Annotated in this window: 16 protein-coding genes; 8 read left to right on the plus strand and 8 right to left on the minus strand. The window is 73.9% G+C overall.

Annotated elements, in window-relative coordinates:
* Window positions 1–69 precede the first annotated feature (69 nt).
* Window positions 70–2,121, plus strand: a complete 2,052-nt coding sequence (locus tag ACFV9D_RS05110; RefSeq protein WP_385141083.1) for a protein kinase — start codon at window positions 70–72, stop codon at window positions 2,119–2,121.
* A gap of 19 nt (window positions 2,122–2,140) precedes the next feature.
* Here ACFV9D_RS05110 and ACFV9D_RS05115 read toward each other — a convergent pair whose 3' ends face one another.
* Window positions 2,141–3,175 carry a LacI family DNA-binding transcriptional regulator gene (locus tag ACFV9D_RS05115; RefSeq protein WP_385141086.1) on the minus strand — a complete coding sequence of 345 codons (1,035 nt, stop codon included), beginning with the start codon at window positions 3,173–3,175 and terminating at the stop codon, window positions 2,141–2,143.
* A 129-nt stretch (window positions 3,176–3,304) separates the two neighbouring features.
* Between ACFV9D_RS05115 and ACFV9D_RS05120 the strand changes: the two genes are divergently transcribed.
* Window positions 3,305–4,255 (plus strand): ROK family protein, encoded by a 951-nt coding sequence (locus tag ACFV9D_RS05120; RefSeq protein ID WP_385141088.1) that lies wholly within the window; start codon window positions 3,305–3,307, stop codon window positions 4,253–4,255.
* A gap of 52 nt (window positions 4,256–4,307) precedes the next feature.
* Here ACFV9D_RS05120 and ACFV9D_RS05125 read toward each other — a convergent pair whose 3' ends face one another.
* A complete protein-coding gene (locus tag ACFV9D_RS05125) occupies window positions 4,308–4,487 on the minus strand; it encodes a hypothetical protein (protein ID WP_385141091.1) in 180 nt (59 codons plus the stop codon).
* Window positions 4,488–4,691: 204 nt separating this feature from the next.
* Between ACFV9D_RS05125 and ACFV9D_RS05130 the strand changes: the two genes are divergently transcribed.
* Window positions 4,692–5,735, plus strand: coding sequence for an NUDIX domain-containing protein (locus ACFV9D_RS05130; RefSeq protein WP_385141541.1), 1,044 nt, complete (start codon window positions 4,692–4,694; stop codon window positions 5,733–5,735).
* Window positions 5,736–5,838: 103 nt separating this feature from the next.
* Here ACFV9D_RS05130 and ACFV9D_RS05135 read toward each other — a convergent pair whose 3' ends face one another.
* Window positions 5,839–6,525, minus strand: coding sequence for an MBL fold metallo-hydrolase (locus ACFV9D_RS05135; RefSeq protein WP_385141094.1), 687 nt, complete (start codon window positions 6,523–6,525; stop codon window positions 5,839–5,841).
* A 93-nt stretch (window positions 6,526–6,618) separates the two neighbouring features.
* A complete protein-coding gene (locus ACFV9D_RS05140) occupies window positions 6,619–7,983 on the minus strand; it encodes a dipeptidase (RefSeq protein ID WP_385141097.1) in 1,365 nt (454 codons plus the stop codon).
* Window positions 7,984–8,105: 122 nt separating this feature from the next.
* Between ACFV9D_RS05140 and ACFV9D_RS05145 the strand changes: the two genes are divergently transcribed.
* A complete protein-coding gene (locus ACFV9D_RS05145) occupies window positions 8,106–9,539 on the plus strand; it encodes a geranylgeranyl reductase family protein (RefSeq protein ID WP_385141099.1) in 1,434 nt (477 codons plus the stop codon).
* A gap of 49 nt (window positions 9,540–9,588) precedes the next feature.
* On the opposite strand, the gene ACFV9D_RS05150 is transcribed toward ACFV9D_RS05145, so the two are convergent.
* The gene (locus ACFV9D_RS05150; RefSeq protein ID WP_385141102.1) at window positions 9,589–10,041 is read right to left on the minus strand and encodes a nitroreductase family deazaflavin-dependent oxidoreductase; all 453 of its coding nucleotides are present in this window, start codon (window positions 10,039–10,041) and stop codon (window positions 9,589–9,591) included.
* Between the two features lie 150 nt (window positions 10,042–10,191).
* Between ACFV9D_RS05150 and ACFV9D_RS05155 the strand changes: the two genes are divergently transcribed.
* The 4 genes from ACFV9D_RS05155 (at window position 10,192) to ACFV9D_RS05170 (ending at window position 13,161) form a co-directional block, all read left to right on the plus strand.
* Window positions 10,192–10,896 (plus strand): TetR/AcrR family transcriptional regulator, encoded by a 705-nt coding sequence (locus tag ACFV9D_RS05155; RefSeq protein ID WP_385141105.1) that lies wholly within the window; start codon window positions 10,192–10,194, stop codon window positions 10,894–10,896.
* A 101-nt stretch (window positions 10,897–10,997) separates the two neighbouring features.
* Window positions 10,998–11,147, plus strand: coding sequence for a hypothetical protein (locus tag ACFV9D_RS05160; RefSeq protein ID WP_385141107.1), 150 nt, complete (start codon window positions 10,998–11,000; stop codon window positions 11,145–11,147).
* Between the two features lie 53 nt (window positions 11,148–11,200).
* Entirely contained in the window at window positions 11,201–12,499 is a 1,299-nt protein-coding gene (locus ACFV9D_RS05165; RefSeq protein WP_385141110.1) for a sensor histidine kinase, read from the plus strand.
* The gene (locus tag ACFV9D_RS05170) at window positions 12,496–13,161 is read left to right on the plus strand and encodes a response regulator (protein WP_385141113.1); all 666 of its coding nucleotides are present in this window, start codon (window positions 12,496–12,498) and stop codon (window positions 13,159–13,161) included. Before ACFV9D_RS05165 ends, ACFV9D_RS05170 begins: the two co-directional genes overlap by 4 nt.
* Window positions 13,162–13,221: 60 nt before the next feature.
* Here the strand turns inward: ACFV9D_RS05170 and ACFV9D_RS05175 are convergent, their stop codons facing one another.
* From ACFV9D_RS05175 to ACFV9D_RS05185, 3 genes are all read right to left on the minus strand, one after another.
* Window positions 13,222–13,968: a maleylpyruvate isomerase family mycothiol-dependent enzyme gene (locus ACFV9D_RS05175; RefSeq protein WP_385141544.1), complete on the minus strand. Its 747-nt coding sequence runs from the start codon at window positions 13,966–13,968 to the stop codon at window positions 13,222–13,224.
* Between the two features lie 225 nt (window positions 13,969–14,193).
* On the minus strand, window positions 14,194–15,414 hold the full coding sequence (locus ACFV9D_RS05180; protein ID WP_385141116.1) for an MFS transporter: 1,221 nt from the start codon (window positions 15,412–15,414) through the stop codon (window positions 14,194–14,196).
* A gap of 91 nt (window positions 15,415–15,505) precedes the next feature.
* Entirely contained in the window at window positions 15,506–16,168 is a 663-nt protein-coding gene (locus tag ACFV9D_RS05185) for an endonuclease (RefSeq protein WP_385141119.1), read from the minus strand.
* Window positions 16,169–16,202: the final 34 nt, after the last annotated feature.

A 16,202-nucleotide genomic window follows, 5' to 3' on the forward strand; every position in this document is an offset into this window, starting at 1 on the left:
TAGAGGGCGTGGGGGGACCCCCACGTACTCTGTACGCGTTCATCGCAGGCGACAGGGAACGGGGCAGCGGTGTCTTCGGGGGAGAACGAGCGGCTGGCCGGCCGCTACCGAGTCGTGCGCCAACTGGGCCGCGGCGGCATGGGCGTCGTCTGGCGCGCCGTCGACGAGGTCCTGGGCCGCGAGGTGGCCGTCAAGGAACTGCGCACGTACAACGACTCGTCGGGGCCGGAACTGGCCGACCTGCGCCTGCGGATGCAGCGCGAGGCCCGCGCCGCGGCCCGGGTACGGCACCCCGGGGTCATCGCCGTCCACGACGTGACCGACCATCAGGGCCGCCCCGTCATCGTCATGGAGCTCATCGACGGGCCCTCGCTCGACGACGTCCTGAGCGAACGCGGGGTGCTCGAGCCGCGCGAGGCCGCCGCGATCGGCGCCGCGGTCCTGGAGGCGCTCGCCGCCGCGCACGACGTCGGCGTGCTCCACCGCGACGTGAAGCCCGGCAACGTCCTCCTCGACAAGGGAGGGCGGGTCGTCCTCACCGACTTCGGGATCGCGACCATGGACGACCCCGGCGACGGCTCCAGCACGCACCTCACCCGCAGCGGGGAGATCGTCGGCTCTCTGGACTACCTGGCACCGGAGCGCGCCCAGGGGCAGCAGCCGGGACCCGCCTCGGACGTCTGGGCGCTGGGCGCCACGCTGTACGCGGCCGTCGAGGGCGCCTCGCCCTTCCGCCGCACGTCGACCTGGTCGACCCTGAACGCCATCGTGGTGGACCCGTTGCCGGAGCCACACAGGGCAGGCCCCCTCGGCCCCGTGCTCCGGCAGCTGCTGGACAAGGACCCCACCCGCCGCCCCGACGCCCGATCCGCGGCACGGCTCCTGACGGCGGTGGCCGAGGGCGGCCGGGACAGCGCGGCCCCGACACACCCCGGAGTGCCGACGGAGCGCAACGCGACACCGCCCCGGCCGGAGGGCTTCGGCGCCGCGGGCTCCGGCCCCGAGGGTTTCGGTCCCGCCGCGGGGCACCCTGCACACGGGGCCGGCGCTGCCCCGAGCCCCGACGGTTTCGGCTCGGCGGCGGCGCACCCTTCTCAGGAGGCCGCTGCGGCGGCCGCGCAGTCCGGCGGCTTCGGACCGGCGGCCCAGCAACCTGCCCACGGGGCCGCCCCCGCCGTGGGGCAGCCGGAGGGGTTCGGCCCCGCGGCGCCCCAGTCCGGAGGATTCGGGCCCGCCGCTCCCCACCGTGCCCCCGGGGCGCCGCACCCTGCCGGCGGGTACGCGTCTGCGGCGTACCGACCCGACGGCAGCGGGCCCGGAGTGCCGCAGGCGGCACCGGCGGGTGGCTTTCCGGTCGCCGGCTACGCCACGGCCGGGGTGCCGACGCCTCCCACCGCTCTCCCGCCCGGGCGGAAGCGGTCCACCCCGCTGGTCGCCGCGGCGGTCGCCGCCGTTCTGCTGGTGGGCGGTGGAGTCACGTACGCCCTGATCGACCGGGGCGGCGCCAGTGGACAGGAGCAACTGGCCGGAGGTCAGGCGCCGAGCAGCCCGGCCGCCGACCCCGGCCGGGTCATCGACCCGGGGAGCGCGGGCGCGACGACCTCGTCAGCCACCCCCTCGAAGGCGGGCTCGACGAAGCCCGCCACGCCTTCCTCTTCGGGGACGTCGAAGGCGCCCCGGCCCGGCCCGGGCGGTACGGACGGCGGCGGCACCGCCGCAGGCGGAAGCGCCTCCGGTGGGGGTACGACGTCGACCGGTGGTGGCGGCACGAGCGGCGCCGGTACCAGCGGAAGTTCGACCACCACCACGGGCGGTGGCGGATCGACCCCTCAGCCCGCGCCGGTCTGCCACTCCCGAGGAGATGGGAAGTACGACTGCCAGGTGTGGCGCACGGAGAAGACGTACAGCGACGCCGGCGCCGAGATGGGCATCCTCAACGCCGGCACCAACTACTTCTACTGCCAGGTGAATCTGGGTCGGCGGGAGACGCACGGCGAGTGGACGAACGTCTGGTGGGCCAGGACCGACGACGACAGCGGCAACAGGAACGTGTACTTCAGCGTCGTGTACATCAAGGGCGGCGACAACGACGGGCCGCTGCCCGGCCTGCCGGTCTGCTGAACACCGCCCAGGGCCCCGGCTACGCGGGCGGCGGCGGGATCTCGCCCGAGCCGCGCGGGATCAGCCGGGTCTCCAACACCACCTGCGCCGGTGCCTCGTCGATGCCGTCGAGGCGGCGGAAGAGCCGTTCCGCCGCCGTGCGGCCCAGCGCCGCCGCGTCCTGGGCGATGACGGTGATGCCGAGCAGGTCGGCGAGTTCGATGTCGTCGAACCCGACCAGGGCGACGGGGCGTTCGCGGCCGGCGAGCGCCCGGACCGCGGTGACGGTGACCCGGTTGTTGCCCGCGAAGAGCGCGGTGACCGGTTCCTGTCCCGCCACCATGGCCGTGACCGCCTCCCGTACCCGGTCCGGGTCCGTCGGGCCGAGCGAGACCCAGGAATCCTCGACATCCAGTCCCGCGTCCTCCATCGCCGCGCGGTAGCCCCGCAGACGCTCGGTCGCGGTGTGGATGCGCGGCCGGTCGCCGACGAAGCCGATGCGGCGGTGGCCGTGGGCGATCAGGTGGGCCACTCCCGCGCGGGCACCGCCGAAGCTGTCCGAGAGGACGGCATCGGCGTCGATCCGGCCGGCCGGACGGTCCACGAAGACCGTGGCGACGCCCGCCTTGATCTCCGGTTCCAGATAGCGGTGGTCGGTGCCGGCCGGGATCACGATCAGCCCGTCGACCCGGCGCGCGCACAGCGCGAGGGCCAGCTCCTGCTCCCGGTCCGGGTCCTCCGCGCTGGAGCCGTTGATGAGCAGCGCCCCATGGGCTCGCGCCACCTCCTCGACGGCGCGGCTGAGCGGACCGTAGAACGGGTCGGCGAGGTCCTCCAGGACCAGGCCCACGGAGGCCGTACGGCCCTTGCGCAGCACGCGGGCGCTGTCGTTGCGCCGGAAGCCGAGCGAGTCGATGGCCTCCTGGACCCTGCGCTCGGTGTCGGGGGTGACCCCGGGCTCGCCGTTGACGACCCGTGAGACCGTCTTGAGCCCCACGCCGGCACGGGCGGCGACGTCCTTCATCGTGGGCCGATTGCCGTAACGGTGCTCGGGGCGGCGGGCGGTGTCGGCCACAGTGAGTGGATCTCCTCTGTCTCGTCTCTGTCTCGTCCGAGCATAGGGCCTGGACAACGTTGTCAGAGCAGGGGAGACTGTAGGTCGCAGCGATCGACCGCTCTCGCCCTTTCTGGAGACACCGCGCACATGCAGACAGACCTCGTCGTCGCCCTGGACTTCGGCGGCACCAAGATCGCCGGCGCGCTGGTGGACGGCGACGGCGGGATCCTCCTGCGGGCACAGCGGCCCACTCCCGCGCGGGAGGACGGCGAGACGGTGATGCGCGCCGTCGAGGCGGTGCTCGGGGATCTGGCCGCCTCGCCGCTGTGGGGGTCGGCGCATGCGGTGGGCATCGGGAGCGCCGGGCCGGTGGACGCCTCCGCCGGCACCGTCAGCCCGGTCAACGTGCCCGGCTGGCGCGGTTTCCCGCTCGTCGAGCGGGTCCACAAGGTGACCGGCGGGCGACCGGTCACGCTGGTCGGCGACGGTGTCGCCATGACGGCCGCCGAGCACTGGCAGGGCGCCGCCCGCGGCCACGACAACGCGCTGTGCCTGGTCGTCTCGACCGGTGTCGGCGGAGGTCTGGTGCTCGACGGCCGGGTGCACCCCGGTCCCACCGGCAACGCCGGCCACATCGGACACATCAGCGTGGACCTGGACGGCGACGCGTGCGCCTGCGGCGGACGCGGCTGTGTCGAGCGCATCGCCAGCGGTCCCCACATCGCCCGTCGCGCGGTGGAGAACGGCTGGCGGCCGGGTCCCGACGGCGACACCTCGGCCGCGGCCGTTGCCGCCGCCGCCCGCGCCGGCGACCCGATCGCCGTGGCCTCCTTCGAACGCGCCGCGCAGGCGCTCGCGGCGGGCATCGCCGCGACCGCGACCCTGGTCGAGATCGACATCGCCGTGGTGGGCGGGGGAGTGGCGGGTGCGGGGGACGTGCTCTTCGACCCGCTCCGGCGCAGCCTGCGCGGCTACGCCACGCTGTCGTTCGTCCGCGACCTCGTCGTCGTCCCGGCGCTCACCGGCACGGACGCCGGCCTCCTCGGCGCCGCGGCCGCCGCGGGACCGCACACCGCAGCCCCTCGCGTGGCGCGCTGACGACACGTCACCACCCCACGCGCCCGGCGCTCACGCGATCAGCCTCGCCCGGTCAGCCTCCCACCGGCTCCGGCGTCCTCTGCTGCACGATCACCAGGAAAGCGTCGGACTCCAGATCCATGACGACCTCCGCCGGGAGGCCCTCGTCCCGGCGGGCGCTCGCGAACTCCTCCGCGGGCCAGCTGCCTCGCGGGCCTCCCGCAGGAAACCGCTCCAATACCGTACGGTTCATCCCCGCACCCCCTTGCCTTGCCGGTCCAACGACAGCCGGTCTCGAAGTGTTACGCATCGGCCCGCACGTGCGTTCGTGGAGTGAGGCGTCTCACATCCGTGCACCCCACCCCGTCCACGCCCGCGCGAACCCCTCCGGTTCCCCCCGGGGGTTTCCGTGGCAGGGTGTTGCGGGCAAGCCACTGGGGGCTATCGAAGAGGGGGAATCGTGATCGTCTGGATCAACGGTGCGTTCGGCGCGGGGAAGTCCACCACCGCGCGCGAGCTGGTCGATCTGATCCCGAACAGCACGCTGTACGACCCCGAGTTCATCGGCGGCGCGATGGCCTGGCTGCTGCCGCAGAAGCGGCTCGACGAGGTCGACGACTACCAGGACCTGCCGATCTGGCGCCGACTCGTCGTGGACGCCGCCGCCGCGCTGCTCGCCGAGGTCGGCGGCGTGCTCGTGGTTCCCATGACCCTGCTGCGGCAGGAGTACCGGGACGAGATCTTCGGGGGGCTCGCCGCCCGGCGCATCCAGGTGCGGCACGTGCTCCTCGCTCCGGATGAAACGATCCTGCGCGCGCGGATCACGGGCCGTACACCCGACGACTCGGACCCCGAGGCCCTGGAGCGCGTCCGCCAGTGGTCCCTCGACCACATCGAGCCCTACCGTGCCGCCCTGCGCGACTGGCTGACCGCCGACACCCACACCGTCGACACCTCCGCACTCACCCCCGCCGAGGCCGCCGCGGCCGTCGCCGAGGCGGTCGCCTCCGGCACGGCCGCCCCCTGCGGCATCGTCCAGACCCCCGAACCCACCGGCGAGACCCTCGCCGCCGGGGTCCTGCTCTTCGACGAACAGGACCGCTTCCTGCTCGTCGACCCCACCTACAAGCCCGGCTGGGAGTTCCCCGGCGGTGTCGTCGAACCCGGAGAACCGCCCGCCCGGGCCGGGATGCGCGAGGTCGCCGAGGAGATAGGGCTGGAACTCGACTCCGTACCCCGCCTGTTGCTCGTCGACTGGGAGCGCCCCCAACCGCCGGGCTACGGCGGCCTGCGCCTCCTCTTCGACGGCGGTCGGCTCTCGGCCGCCGACGCGGACCGGCTCCTCCTGCCCGGCGCCGAGCTCCGCGGCTGGCGCTTCGTCACCGAGGAGGAGGCGGCGGAACTGCTGCCCCCGGTCCGCTACCGCCGCCTCCGTTGGGCCCTGCGCGCCCGTGAACGCGGGACCGTGCTCAACCTGGAGGCCGGCATGCCGGTCGGCTGAACCACTCGGCGAAGCAGCGGCCGGCCCAACCACTCGGCTGAACCACTCGGCTGAACCGGCGGCGGGCCGGGCCGGGTCCTGGGCCGAGCCGGTTGCCGGAGGACTATCCGACTCCGGCCGCTTCGCTCAGCTGACGGGCGGTGTCCACCGTCACCGGGTCCCCGTGCCCGCAGCACAGGACCGACGGCCGCAGCTTCGCCAGGTGCCGCATCGACTCGATCGCGAGCCCGCGGTCCACATGGAACACGCCGAAGGTCACGCCGTTCACCGTCGCCACCGTGTCGCCGGTGAACAGCACGCCGTGCTCCGGGAGATGGACCGCGAGGGAGCCGGGCGTGTGACCCGGCGTGTGCACCACCACGGCCCCGTCCCCGAAGTCGAGCACCTCCCCGCCCTCCACCTCCCGGTCGACCCGGGTCGCCGGCGCCACCGGGACGGTCAGACCGTGCTCGTACAGCGGGATCTCCCACTCGAGCAGGACCGGCTCGGGTACGGGGGCCTCGCCCCGGACCACGGGGGCGTCGAGGCGGTGCGCCACGATCTCGGCGCCGAACCGGTCGGCGAGCTCCTGGGCCGAGCCGACATGGTCGCGGTGGCAGTGGGTGAGCACGATCCGGCGCAGGGCCGCGGGGTCGAGCCCCGCTCCCCGTATCGCCGTCTCGATCTCCGGCGCCGAGCCCACCCAGCCGGCGTCGATCAGGGTCAACTCCTCGTCGTCCCGCCACAGATAGGCCTGGCCGATGGAGAAGTTCAGCATGTGCAGTCGTGGCGTGATCTCGATGAAGTCCATGCGGCGAACCTACGCATCCGCGCAGGTCCGCCGCATGGCTCTACGCTCTCGGCGAGCTTCGCCGAGCGCTTAAGGGGTGTCCCCCCGGCAGCCTCAGCCCTGCTTCGAGCGGGCGTAGTTGAGCAGGAAGTGCGCCTCCGCCACCGAGAGCCGCTCCAGCTCCTCGGGCGACACCGACTCGTTCACCGCGTGGATCTGCGCCTCCGGCTCGCTCAGACCGATCAGCAGGATCTCCGCCTCCGGGTAGAGCGACGCGAGCGTGTTGCACAGCGGGATGGAGCCGCCCATGCCCGAGCTCTGCATCTCCTCGCCCGGGTACGCGATCCGCATCGCCTCTGCCATCGAGGTGTACGCCGGGCTGGTCACGTCCGCCTGGAACGCCTGGCCCTGGCCGACCTGTTCGAAGGAGACCCGCGCGTTCCAGGGGGTGTGCTTCTCGATGTGCGCGTACAGCAGCTTCGTCGCCTCGGCCGCGTCCTGGCCCGGCGGCACCCGCAGGCTGATCTGCGCGCGGGCCGTCGACGGGATCGACGGGGTGGCACCGGCCACGGGGTGGCAGTCGATCCCGATGACGGTGACCGCCGGGCGGGCCCAGATACGGTCCGCGACGGTGCCGTTGCCCGGCAGGCCGACGCCGTCCAGGACCTTGGCGTCCTTGCGGAAGTCCTCCTCCGGGTACTGCAGGCCCTCCCACACGGCGTCCGCCGGCAGGCCGTCGATGACCGTCGAGCCGTCCGCGGCGCGCAGCGAGTCCAGTACGCGGATCAGCGCGGCCAGCGCGTCGGGCGCGGCGCCGCCGAACTGACCGGAGTGCAGGTTCCCTTCGAGGGTGTCGATCCGGACGCGGATCATCGTCATTCCGCGCAGGGTCGCGGTCACCGTCGGCAGACCGACCCGGAAGTTGCCGGTGTCGCCGATCACGATCGCGTCGGAGGTGAGCAGCTCGGGGTGCGCCTCGGCGTACCGCTCCAGGCCACCCGTGCCCTGCTCCTCCGAACCCTCCACGATCACCTTGACCGTGACGGGCACTCCGCCGTTCGCCTTCAGGGCGCGCAGCGCCAGCAGGTGCATGATGAAGCCGCCCTTGCAGTCGGCCGCGCCCCGCCCGTACCAGCGCCCGTCGCGCTCCGTCAGCTCGAACGGCGGGGTGACCCAGGCCGACTCGTCCAGCTTCGGCTGCACGTCGTAGTGCGCGTAGAGGAGGACGGTCGGGGCACCGGCAGGACCGGGCAGCACGCCGTACACCGACTGCGAACCGTCCGGGGTGTCGAGCAGCGACACGTCCTGGAACTCCTCGGCACGCAGCGCGTCGGCCACCCAGTTCGCGGCCCCCTCGCACTCGCTGCGCGGGGCCACCGCCTCGTCCGCCACCGACTCGAAGGCCACGAGCTCCGCGAGCTCCGCCTTGGCACGCGGCATCAGGCCGGCCACGGTCTCGGCGATCGGATTGGCGGTCATGGGCACGCTCCTTGTGGGTGCGACGTTGTAAGAACGACGCCGTATGTCTGGTGTACGGCGAACGTATTGTCGATCCTACGGCGCGGGGTCCCACGTGCCGCGCCGTAGGATGCCCGAAGAGCATGGACCGTCGGTCGGATCAGGAGCAGAAGCACATCGTGAGCAGCGAGAACGCAGACGCCGAAGAGGTACGCGCGGGAGAGTCGCAGGACGCGACCGTCTGGGACGTGGTCGTGGTCGGGGCCGGCCCGGCCGGCGCGTCGGCGGCGTACGCGGCCGCCGTCGCGGGCCGCCGCGTACTGCTCCTGGAGAAGGCCGAACTGCCCCGGTACAAGACCTGCGGCGGCGGCATCATCGGACCGTCGCGGGACGCTCTGCCGCCCGGTTTCGAGCTCCCCCTCCAGGACCGGGTGCACGCCGTCACCTTCTCTCTGAACGGCCGCTTCGCCCGTACGCGTCGCTCGCGCCGGATGCTCTTCGGACTCATCAACCGGCCGGAGTTCGACGCCGGACTCGTCGAGCAGGCGCAGAAGGCGGGCGCCGAGCTCCGCACGGGTGTCACCGTCTCCCGTGTCGAGCAGCACGGCCCGGCCGTCCCCGACCGGCGTACGGTCGCCGTGGTCCTGGCCGACGGCGAGACGGTCCTGGCCCGGGCGGTCGTCGGAGCGGACGGCAGCGCCGGCCGCATAGGAGCCCATGTCGGCGTCAAGCTCGACCAGGTGGACCTCGGTCTGGAGGCGGAGATCCCGGTTCCGCCGTCGGTGGCCGAGGACTGGAAGGGGCGCGTCCTGATCGACTGGGGGCCGATGCCCGGCAGCTACGGCTGGGTCTTCCCCAAGGGCGACACGCTCACGGTCGGCGTCATCTCGGCGCGCGGCGAGGGCGCGGCCACCAAGCGTTATCTGGAGGACTTCGTCGCCCGTCTCGGGCTCGCGGGCTTCGAACCGGCGGTCTCCTCCGGTCATCTGACCCGCTGCCGCAGTGACGACTCGCCGCTGTCGCGGGGCCGGGTGCTCGTGTGCGGCGACGCGGCGGGGCTCCTCGAGCCGTGGACGCGGGAGGGCATCTCCTTCGCCCTGCGCTCGGGTCGGCTCGCGGGGGAGTGGGCGGTACGGATCGCGGAGGCGAACGACGCGGTCGACGCGCGCCGCCAGGCGCTGAACTACGCGTTCGCGATCAAGGCCGGCCTGGGTGTGGAGATGGCGGTCGGGCGGCGCATGCTCGCGCTCTTCGAGCGCCGGCCGGGGCTGCTGCACGCCACGATCACCGGTCTGCGTCCGGCCTGGAACGCCTTCACGGACATCACCCGTGGCTCGACCACGCTGGCCGGGCTCGTACGGACGCACGGGATGGCCCGGCGGGCGCTCGACATCCTCGACCGGCGGATGGAGTCGACGGGTGGGGCGGCGCGCCGGGGCGTGACGGAGCCCGCGGAGCAGGCCGCTGCCGGCGAAGCGGAACGTGAACCGGAGTCCGTTTCGCGGGTGGTCGCGGGCGAGGTGGACGCGCCGGGCGGGAAGGCCGCGCGGGCGACGGGAGACGCCGAGGCGTCGTGACGAACTGCAGGGGAGCGGGGCCCGCATCGGTGTCGGTGCGGGCCCCGCTTCACGCGTTCGTGGTGATGCGGAAGACCGGGTGGTCGGGGGCGGCCGCCAGGATCTCCGCGTCCGAGGACCGGGCGGTCACGCCCTTGAAGTACTGATCGACCTCCCAGCCCCAGCGCTCCAGGTAGGTGCGGAGCACCTGGAGCTTCTCGTCGTCGGGGAGTTCGGCCGCCGTGAAGGCACGGACCTTGCGGCCGACGCGCAGCTCGCCGCCACCCGCGGCGCGCATGTTGCGGACCCACTGGGAGTGGCCGCGGGCCGACACCAGGTACTGACTGCCGTCCAGCTTGTGCGGGTTGACGGGGATGCGTTGCATCCGGCCGCTCTTGCGGCCGCGTACCGAGAGCTCGGCGGAGCCGAGGATGCTGATGCCGTGGCGGGCGAGCCAGCCGACGACGCTGTTGAAGCGGATGGCGAGGGGGCTGCCCTGCAGGTAGTACGGCGTGGACGTCATCTGAGGCTCCTCGGGGGTGATCCTGGCAGCGGTGCTCTCTTTTGTGAGCACCGTTCTCGCTTGAGATCAGTGTGCACGGATCGCCGCTCCATAGCAAGAGCAGTGCTCTCGATTCGGTGCGCTGCTCTGAAGAGTGGCACACTGCTCTCCATGACCAGCGTTCAAGGCGCCCGCGCCCGCGCCCGCATCGAGATCACCGCCGCCATCAAGGACGAGGCCCGCAAGCAGCTCGCCGCCGAAGGCGCGCCGAAACTCTCCCTGCGCGCCGTCGCCCGCGAGCTCGGCATGGTGTCGTCCGCGCTCTACCGCTACTTCCCCAGCCGCGACGACCTCCTGACCGCACTGATCGTCGACGCGTACGACGCCGTCGGCGCCGCCGCCGAGCAGGCCCTCGCCGCCGCGGACGCCCGCCCCCCGCGCGACCCCCTCGCCCGCTGGACCGCCGTCTGCCGAGCCGTCCGCTCCTGGGCCGTCGCCCACCCCCACGAGTACGCCCTGATCTACGGCTCCCCCGTCCCCGGCTACTCCGCTCCGCAGGACACCGTCGCCCCCGCCTCCCGCGTCGGTCTCGCCCTCATCGGCATCGCCCGCGACGCCTTCACCACCGAAGGCATCGCCCCGCCACCGCTCCCCGTGAAGCTGCGCCCCGAGGCGGAGCGCATGGCCACCGACCTCGCCCCCGACTTGCCGCCCGCGCTCGTCGTGGCCCTGGTCGCCGCCTGGTCGCAGCTCTTCGGACTCGTCTCCTTCGAGGTGTTCGGCCAGTTCAACCGGATCGTCGAGGGCCGGGAGGAATTCTTCACCGCGGCCGCCACCCGCCTGGGCCGAGACGTCGGCCTGCTGCCCCGCGCATGACCGAGCGCGCACGGCTCCGTGCCACCGTCAGGCGGCCGGAGCCCGCCCCGTCGTCTTCAGTGGTGTCACCGTCGCCGTCTCCCGCCACTCTCGTCCGGGTCGTGCTCCTCCCGGTCACCATGCGGCTCGCGGGCCGCGCCAACTGGTGGGCGCCCGCCCCGCTGCGCCGCGTCCACCGCTGTATCGGCCTGAGCGAGGCGCCACCGGCGGCCCCGGCGCCTGGTGGCGTACTCCAGCGGGAGTATGTGTGATCACCACGCCCGGCTGACGCCTGCGCGGCCCGTCCGCGTCTAGCGTGGCGGGCATGGACGAACAGCGCAGACACGGCCGCGGCGACCCGCCCCGGACGCGCGAGGGGCACGTCGGCCCGCCCTGGACGCGCGAGGGCCGTGGCGGGCCGCCCTGGCTGCGCGAGGGCCATGGGGGCCCGCCCTGGCTGCGCCGGTGGGCCGAACGCGAACCCGGCACCGGTCTGCCCTGGAGGTCCACCCTCCTCCTCGCCGTCTTCGTGATGGTCGGCTCCGGGTTCGCGGCGAGGAACCAGCCGGACCGGGAGTCGCTGGACGCCCTCGGCCGCTCGCTGCTGCTCGTCGGCTCCGCGCTGCTCCTGCTGCGCCACCGCCACCCGGTCCCCGTGGTCTTCGGCACCGCGGCGGCCACCCTCGGCTACTTCGCCGCAGGCTATGCGTACGGCCCGGTCTTCCTGACCGTCGCCGTCGCCTGTTACGCGGCGATCGTGCACGGTCACCGGCGGTCGGCCTGGTGGGCGCTGGGCCTGCTCTGGGCGGGGCACCTGCTCATCGCCCACTGGCTCTACCCGCACCTGCCCCCGGACGGTGACTCCGCCGCGCCCTGGGGCCAGGAGATCCCCGTCGCCGGCTTCGTCGTGGCGATCCTCGCCGCCTCCGAGCTGGTCCGCGTCCGCCGCGAGCAGTGGGCGCAGCAGCGCGCCGAGCGCGCCGCGGCCGAGCGGCGCCGCGCCGACGAGGAGCGTCTGCGGATCGCCCGCGAGCTGCACGACGTCCTCGCCCACTCGATCTCCGTCATCAACGTCCAGGCGGGGGTCGGCCTCGCGCTCCTCGACAGCGACCCCGAGCAGGCCCGCACCGCGCTCACCACCATCAAGGCCGCGAGCAAGGAGGCGCTGGGCGAGGTCCGGCAGGTGCTCGACACCCTGCGGGCACCGGGCGAGGCCCCCCGTACCCCGGCGCCCGGCCTCGACCGGCTCCCGGAACTGGTCGAGCAGGCGGCGTCCGCGGGGCTGACCGTACGCACCTCCACCGAGGGGGAACCCGTGGCGCTGGCGCCCGGCACGGACCTCGCGGCCTTCCGGATCATCCAGGAGGCGCTGACCAACGTGGTCCGCCACTCGGGGTCCCGCACCGCCCGGGTCGTGATCGGGTACCGGCCCGGCAGCGTGGAACTCCGCGTCGACGACGACGGACCGGCGACCGGCAACGACGCCGGCGGCAGCGGCAACGGACTCGCCGGAATGCGGGAGCGGGCCGCGGCGCTCGGTGGCACGATCGAGGCCGGCACCCGCAAGGACGGCGGCTTCCGGGTGCGCGCCGTCCTGCCTGTTCGCCCGAAGGAGACCCCGTGATCCGTGTCCTGCTCGCCGACGACCAGTCGCTGGTACGGGCCGGCTTCCGCGCGCTCCTGGACGCCCAGCCGGACATCGAGGTGGCGGGGGAGGCCGCCGACGGAGAGGAGGCCGCGGCCAAGGCGTCCGAGCTGCGCCCGGACGTCGTCCTGATGGACATTCGGATGCCGCAGCTCGACGGCCTGGCCGCCACCCGGCGGATCACCGGCGACCCGGAACTCGGCGCGGTGAAGGTGGTCATGCTGACCACGTTCGAACTCGACGAATACGTCTTCGAGGCCATCCGCTCCGGCGCCTCCGGCTTCCTCGTCAAGGACACCGAACCCGAGGAGCTGCTGCGGGCCGTGCGCGCCGTCGTCCACGGCGACGCGCTGCTCTCGCCGGGCGTGACGCGGCGGCTCATCGAGGAGTTCGCCGCCCGGTCGAAGCCCCCGGCCGCCGTGTCCGGCCTCGACGAACTCACCGAACGGGAACGGGAGGTGATGGCCCTCGTCGGCATCGGCCTGTCCAACGAGGAGATCGCCCGGCGCCTGGTCGTCAGCCCGCTGACCGCGAAGACCCACGTGAGCCGCACGATGGTCAAACTCGGCGCCCGCGACCGCGCCCAACTGGTCGTGCTGGCCTACGAGTCGGGCCTGGTACGCCCGGGCTGGCTGGGCTGAGAGGGGCGTACGGGCCGGGGGCGCCGTTCCCGTACGCGAGCCCAGGGCGCCGCCCGGTCCTCACGACCAGGTGATGCCCGACGTCTCCCGCCACAGCCGGGCGAGCGACGCGTCGCCGGTCACGGTCACCGCGTCGGCCGGCAGCCGGTTCCAGAGGAGCAGATAGAGCCGGCCTGCCGGGCCGGTCAGCTCGCAGTCGGTCGGCCCCGCCTCGCCCCGCTCCGAGCGCGGTGCCTCCTGAGACAGCCGGACGGTCCACACGTCCCCGGTGTCCGTCGCCCGTACCCGCAGGGTCTTCGGCTCCGGCGTGCGGACGCGGCTGCGGTCCCGGGCGTGGAAGGCGTGCAGCAGCTCCTCGATGCCGTCAGTGGCGAGCGTGGGGTCCACCGGGCCGGGGCGCCCCGACGGCAGGGCGGACTCGGCGTCCGCGCGATGCACCGTCGTCTCGTGGGCCTGCCGTCGCGCCCAGAAGGCGAGCGGGGAGGGGGCGGGCAGGAACGTCCAGCACCGCAGGGACTCGGGCGCGGAGCGCAGGGCGGCGACCAGCAGGGCATGGCCCTCGCGGAAGTACGCCAGGAGCTCCTCGCCGTCGAGGTCCGGCTCGCCGCCGTCGGGGTGGTAGGACGTGTGGCCCTCGGTGACGAACCCCGTGGCCCAGCGGTGCACCATCGTCGTGTGGCGCAGCAGGTCCCGCACCCGCCACCCCGGGCAGGTCGCCACCTCGGCGTCCGGGCCCGCCTCGGCCGCGGCGTCGGCCAGGGCCCTGCCCACCGCGTCCAGGGCCTCGATGTGCTCCTCGATCTTCATGATCCCCATGCGGCGGATTCTGCCAGGGGAGGGCGCGCGGCGGGGCGGAATCACGCCTGCGGCGGGACCGGCTGCGCCCTGTTCCCGCGCAGCCCGCGGTACGCCAGGCCCAGGAGGAAGGCGACGGTTCCGCATGTGATCCCCCTCCTCGCGCGGCGGGTCCGTCCCGCCGCCTCGATGGTGGCTCCATCGTGCGGCGGGGCAGCGCGCGCTCCCTGAGTAGGGCTACTCAACTTGCGCCGGGGGCTGGATGTTTCGGGCGGCGTAGCCGATCACGGCGGCGCCCGCGGCGAGGACCGCGACAGTGGTCAGGGCGACCGGCAGGGAGAACCAGTCGGCGAGGAACCCGATGGACGGCGGGCCGAGCAGCATGCCGCCGTAGCCGAGGGTGGAGGCGGCGGCGACCCCGCTCGGACCGGCGAGCGCGCCGGCGCGGGCCACGGCGACCGGGAAGATGTTGGCCAGGCCGAGGCCGGTGACGGCGAAGCCGAGCAGGGCGGCCCAGACGCTCGGGGCGAGCGCGCCGAGCAGCATGCCGGCGGCGGCCGTGGCCCCGCCCGCCACGAGCGTGCGGGTCTGGCCGAGCCGTTCGAGGAGCGCGGTGCCGGAGAGCCGGCCGGCGGTCATGGTCAAGGCGAAGAGCGAGTAGCCGGCGGCGGCGACGCCCGGATGCGCGTGCAGGTCCTGTTCCAGGTGGAGGGCGCCCCAGTCGGCGAGGGCGCCCTCGCCGTACGCGGTGCAGAGCGCGATCACCCCGAAGACCACGACGAGCCCGCGTGCACCGGCCTTGCCGCGGGGCCGGCCGGCGGCGGCGACCGCTTCCGGCGGGGCGGGGGAGGGCTGCCGGAGCAGTACGGGACCGGCAGCGGCCGTCAGGAGGAGCCCGGCGACCGCAAGGCCGAGGAGGTGGGTCGCGGGGGAGAGGCTTCCGGCGACGAGCCCGCCGAGTCCGGCGCCGACCATGCCGCCGAGGCTGAACGCGGCGTGGAAGCTGGGCATCACGGGTCGGCGCAGGGCGGCGACGAGGTCGACGGCGGCGCTGTTCATGGCCACGTTGATGCCGCCGTACGCGGCGCCGAAGAGCAGCAGGACGAGGCCGAGGGTGAGCGGGGAGTGGGTGAGGGCGGGCAGGGCGATGGAGAGCGAGAGCAGTACGGCCGTGACGACGGTGACGGCGTGGCTGCCGTGGCGGCGGCAGAGGCGCCCGGTCAGGGTCATGGTCACCACGGCGCCGGCCGACACGCCGAGCAGTGCGAGCCCGAGGTCACTGGCGGAGGCCCCGGTCTGCTGCTTGATCGCCGGGATGCGGACGACCCAGCCGGCGAAGAGGAAGCCGTCGAGGGCGAAGAAGAGGGTCAGGGCGGTGCGGAGGCGGGACAGGGAGGGAGCGGTGTCTCCGCCAGGTCCCCCCGGAACGGCCGTCCTTACTTTGTTTAGTAGCGGCACAAACTCAGGATAGGGGCCGGGAGGCCCGGATATCAACCGGGCGTGCGGGCCTGCCGGGGCCGTACGGGCAGAGGTGGCGCGCCTGCCCGGGCTACGCGGCTGATCGAGCGCCCTCGTGGGATCGCGAGGTGTCCCGCTCCAAGGACGCCCGCACCAGGGCCGCCGCGAGCGTGGGAAGGGCCTCGCGGGGCACCAGCTCCGCGAGCGCGTCGGCGTCCGGCGGCAGCCCCGCGCGGCGGGCTCCCTCAAGGGTGCGCGTGTCCAGATAGGGGGCTACTTCCGGCCAGATCCCCTGTGCCTCGCGCAGGAAGATGTCCGCGCCCGCCGGGCCGATGCCGGGCATCTCCTGGAGCGCCGAGCGCAGGACCTCCACGTCGCCGTCGGCCGCCGCCCGCATCCGCCGCAGATCGCCGCCGTACTTCTCGAGGACCAGCCCGGCCTCGACGCCGAGCTGTGTCGCCGTCCGCTCGTCGTAGCGCCGGTAGCCGCCCTCACCGAGCGCGTCCACCCGCTCCTGCCAGGTCGCCTCCCGCATCCGCCGCGGGCTGCGCATTCCCGCGTCGAACAGGGCCCGCGCCGCCGAGACGGCGGTCGCCGCGCGGATCCGGGCGCTCAGCAGATGAGCCAGGACGAGCAACTGGTACAACGGCTGCGGAGTGTCCTTGAGCCGTATGCCGGCCTCCTCGGCGTACGTCCCGACCGCCTCCTGGGACAGCAGATCCTGTACGCGCGCCGTCGTGCCGGAGCGTGCCATGACGCCTCCCGTTTTCCGCCGCGCCGGTACCCGC

It is taken from the genome of Streptomyces sp. NPDC059875, assembly GCF_042731085.1.
Classification (GTDB): domain Bacteria; phylum Actinomycetota; class Actinomycetes; order Streptomycetales; family Streptomycetaceae; genus Streptomyces.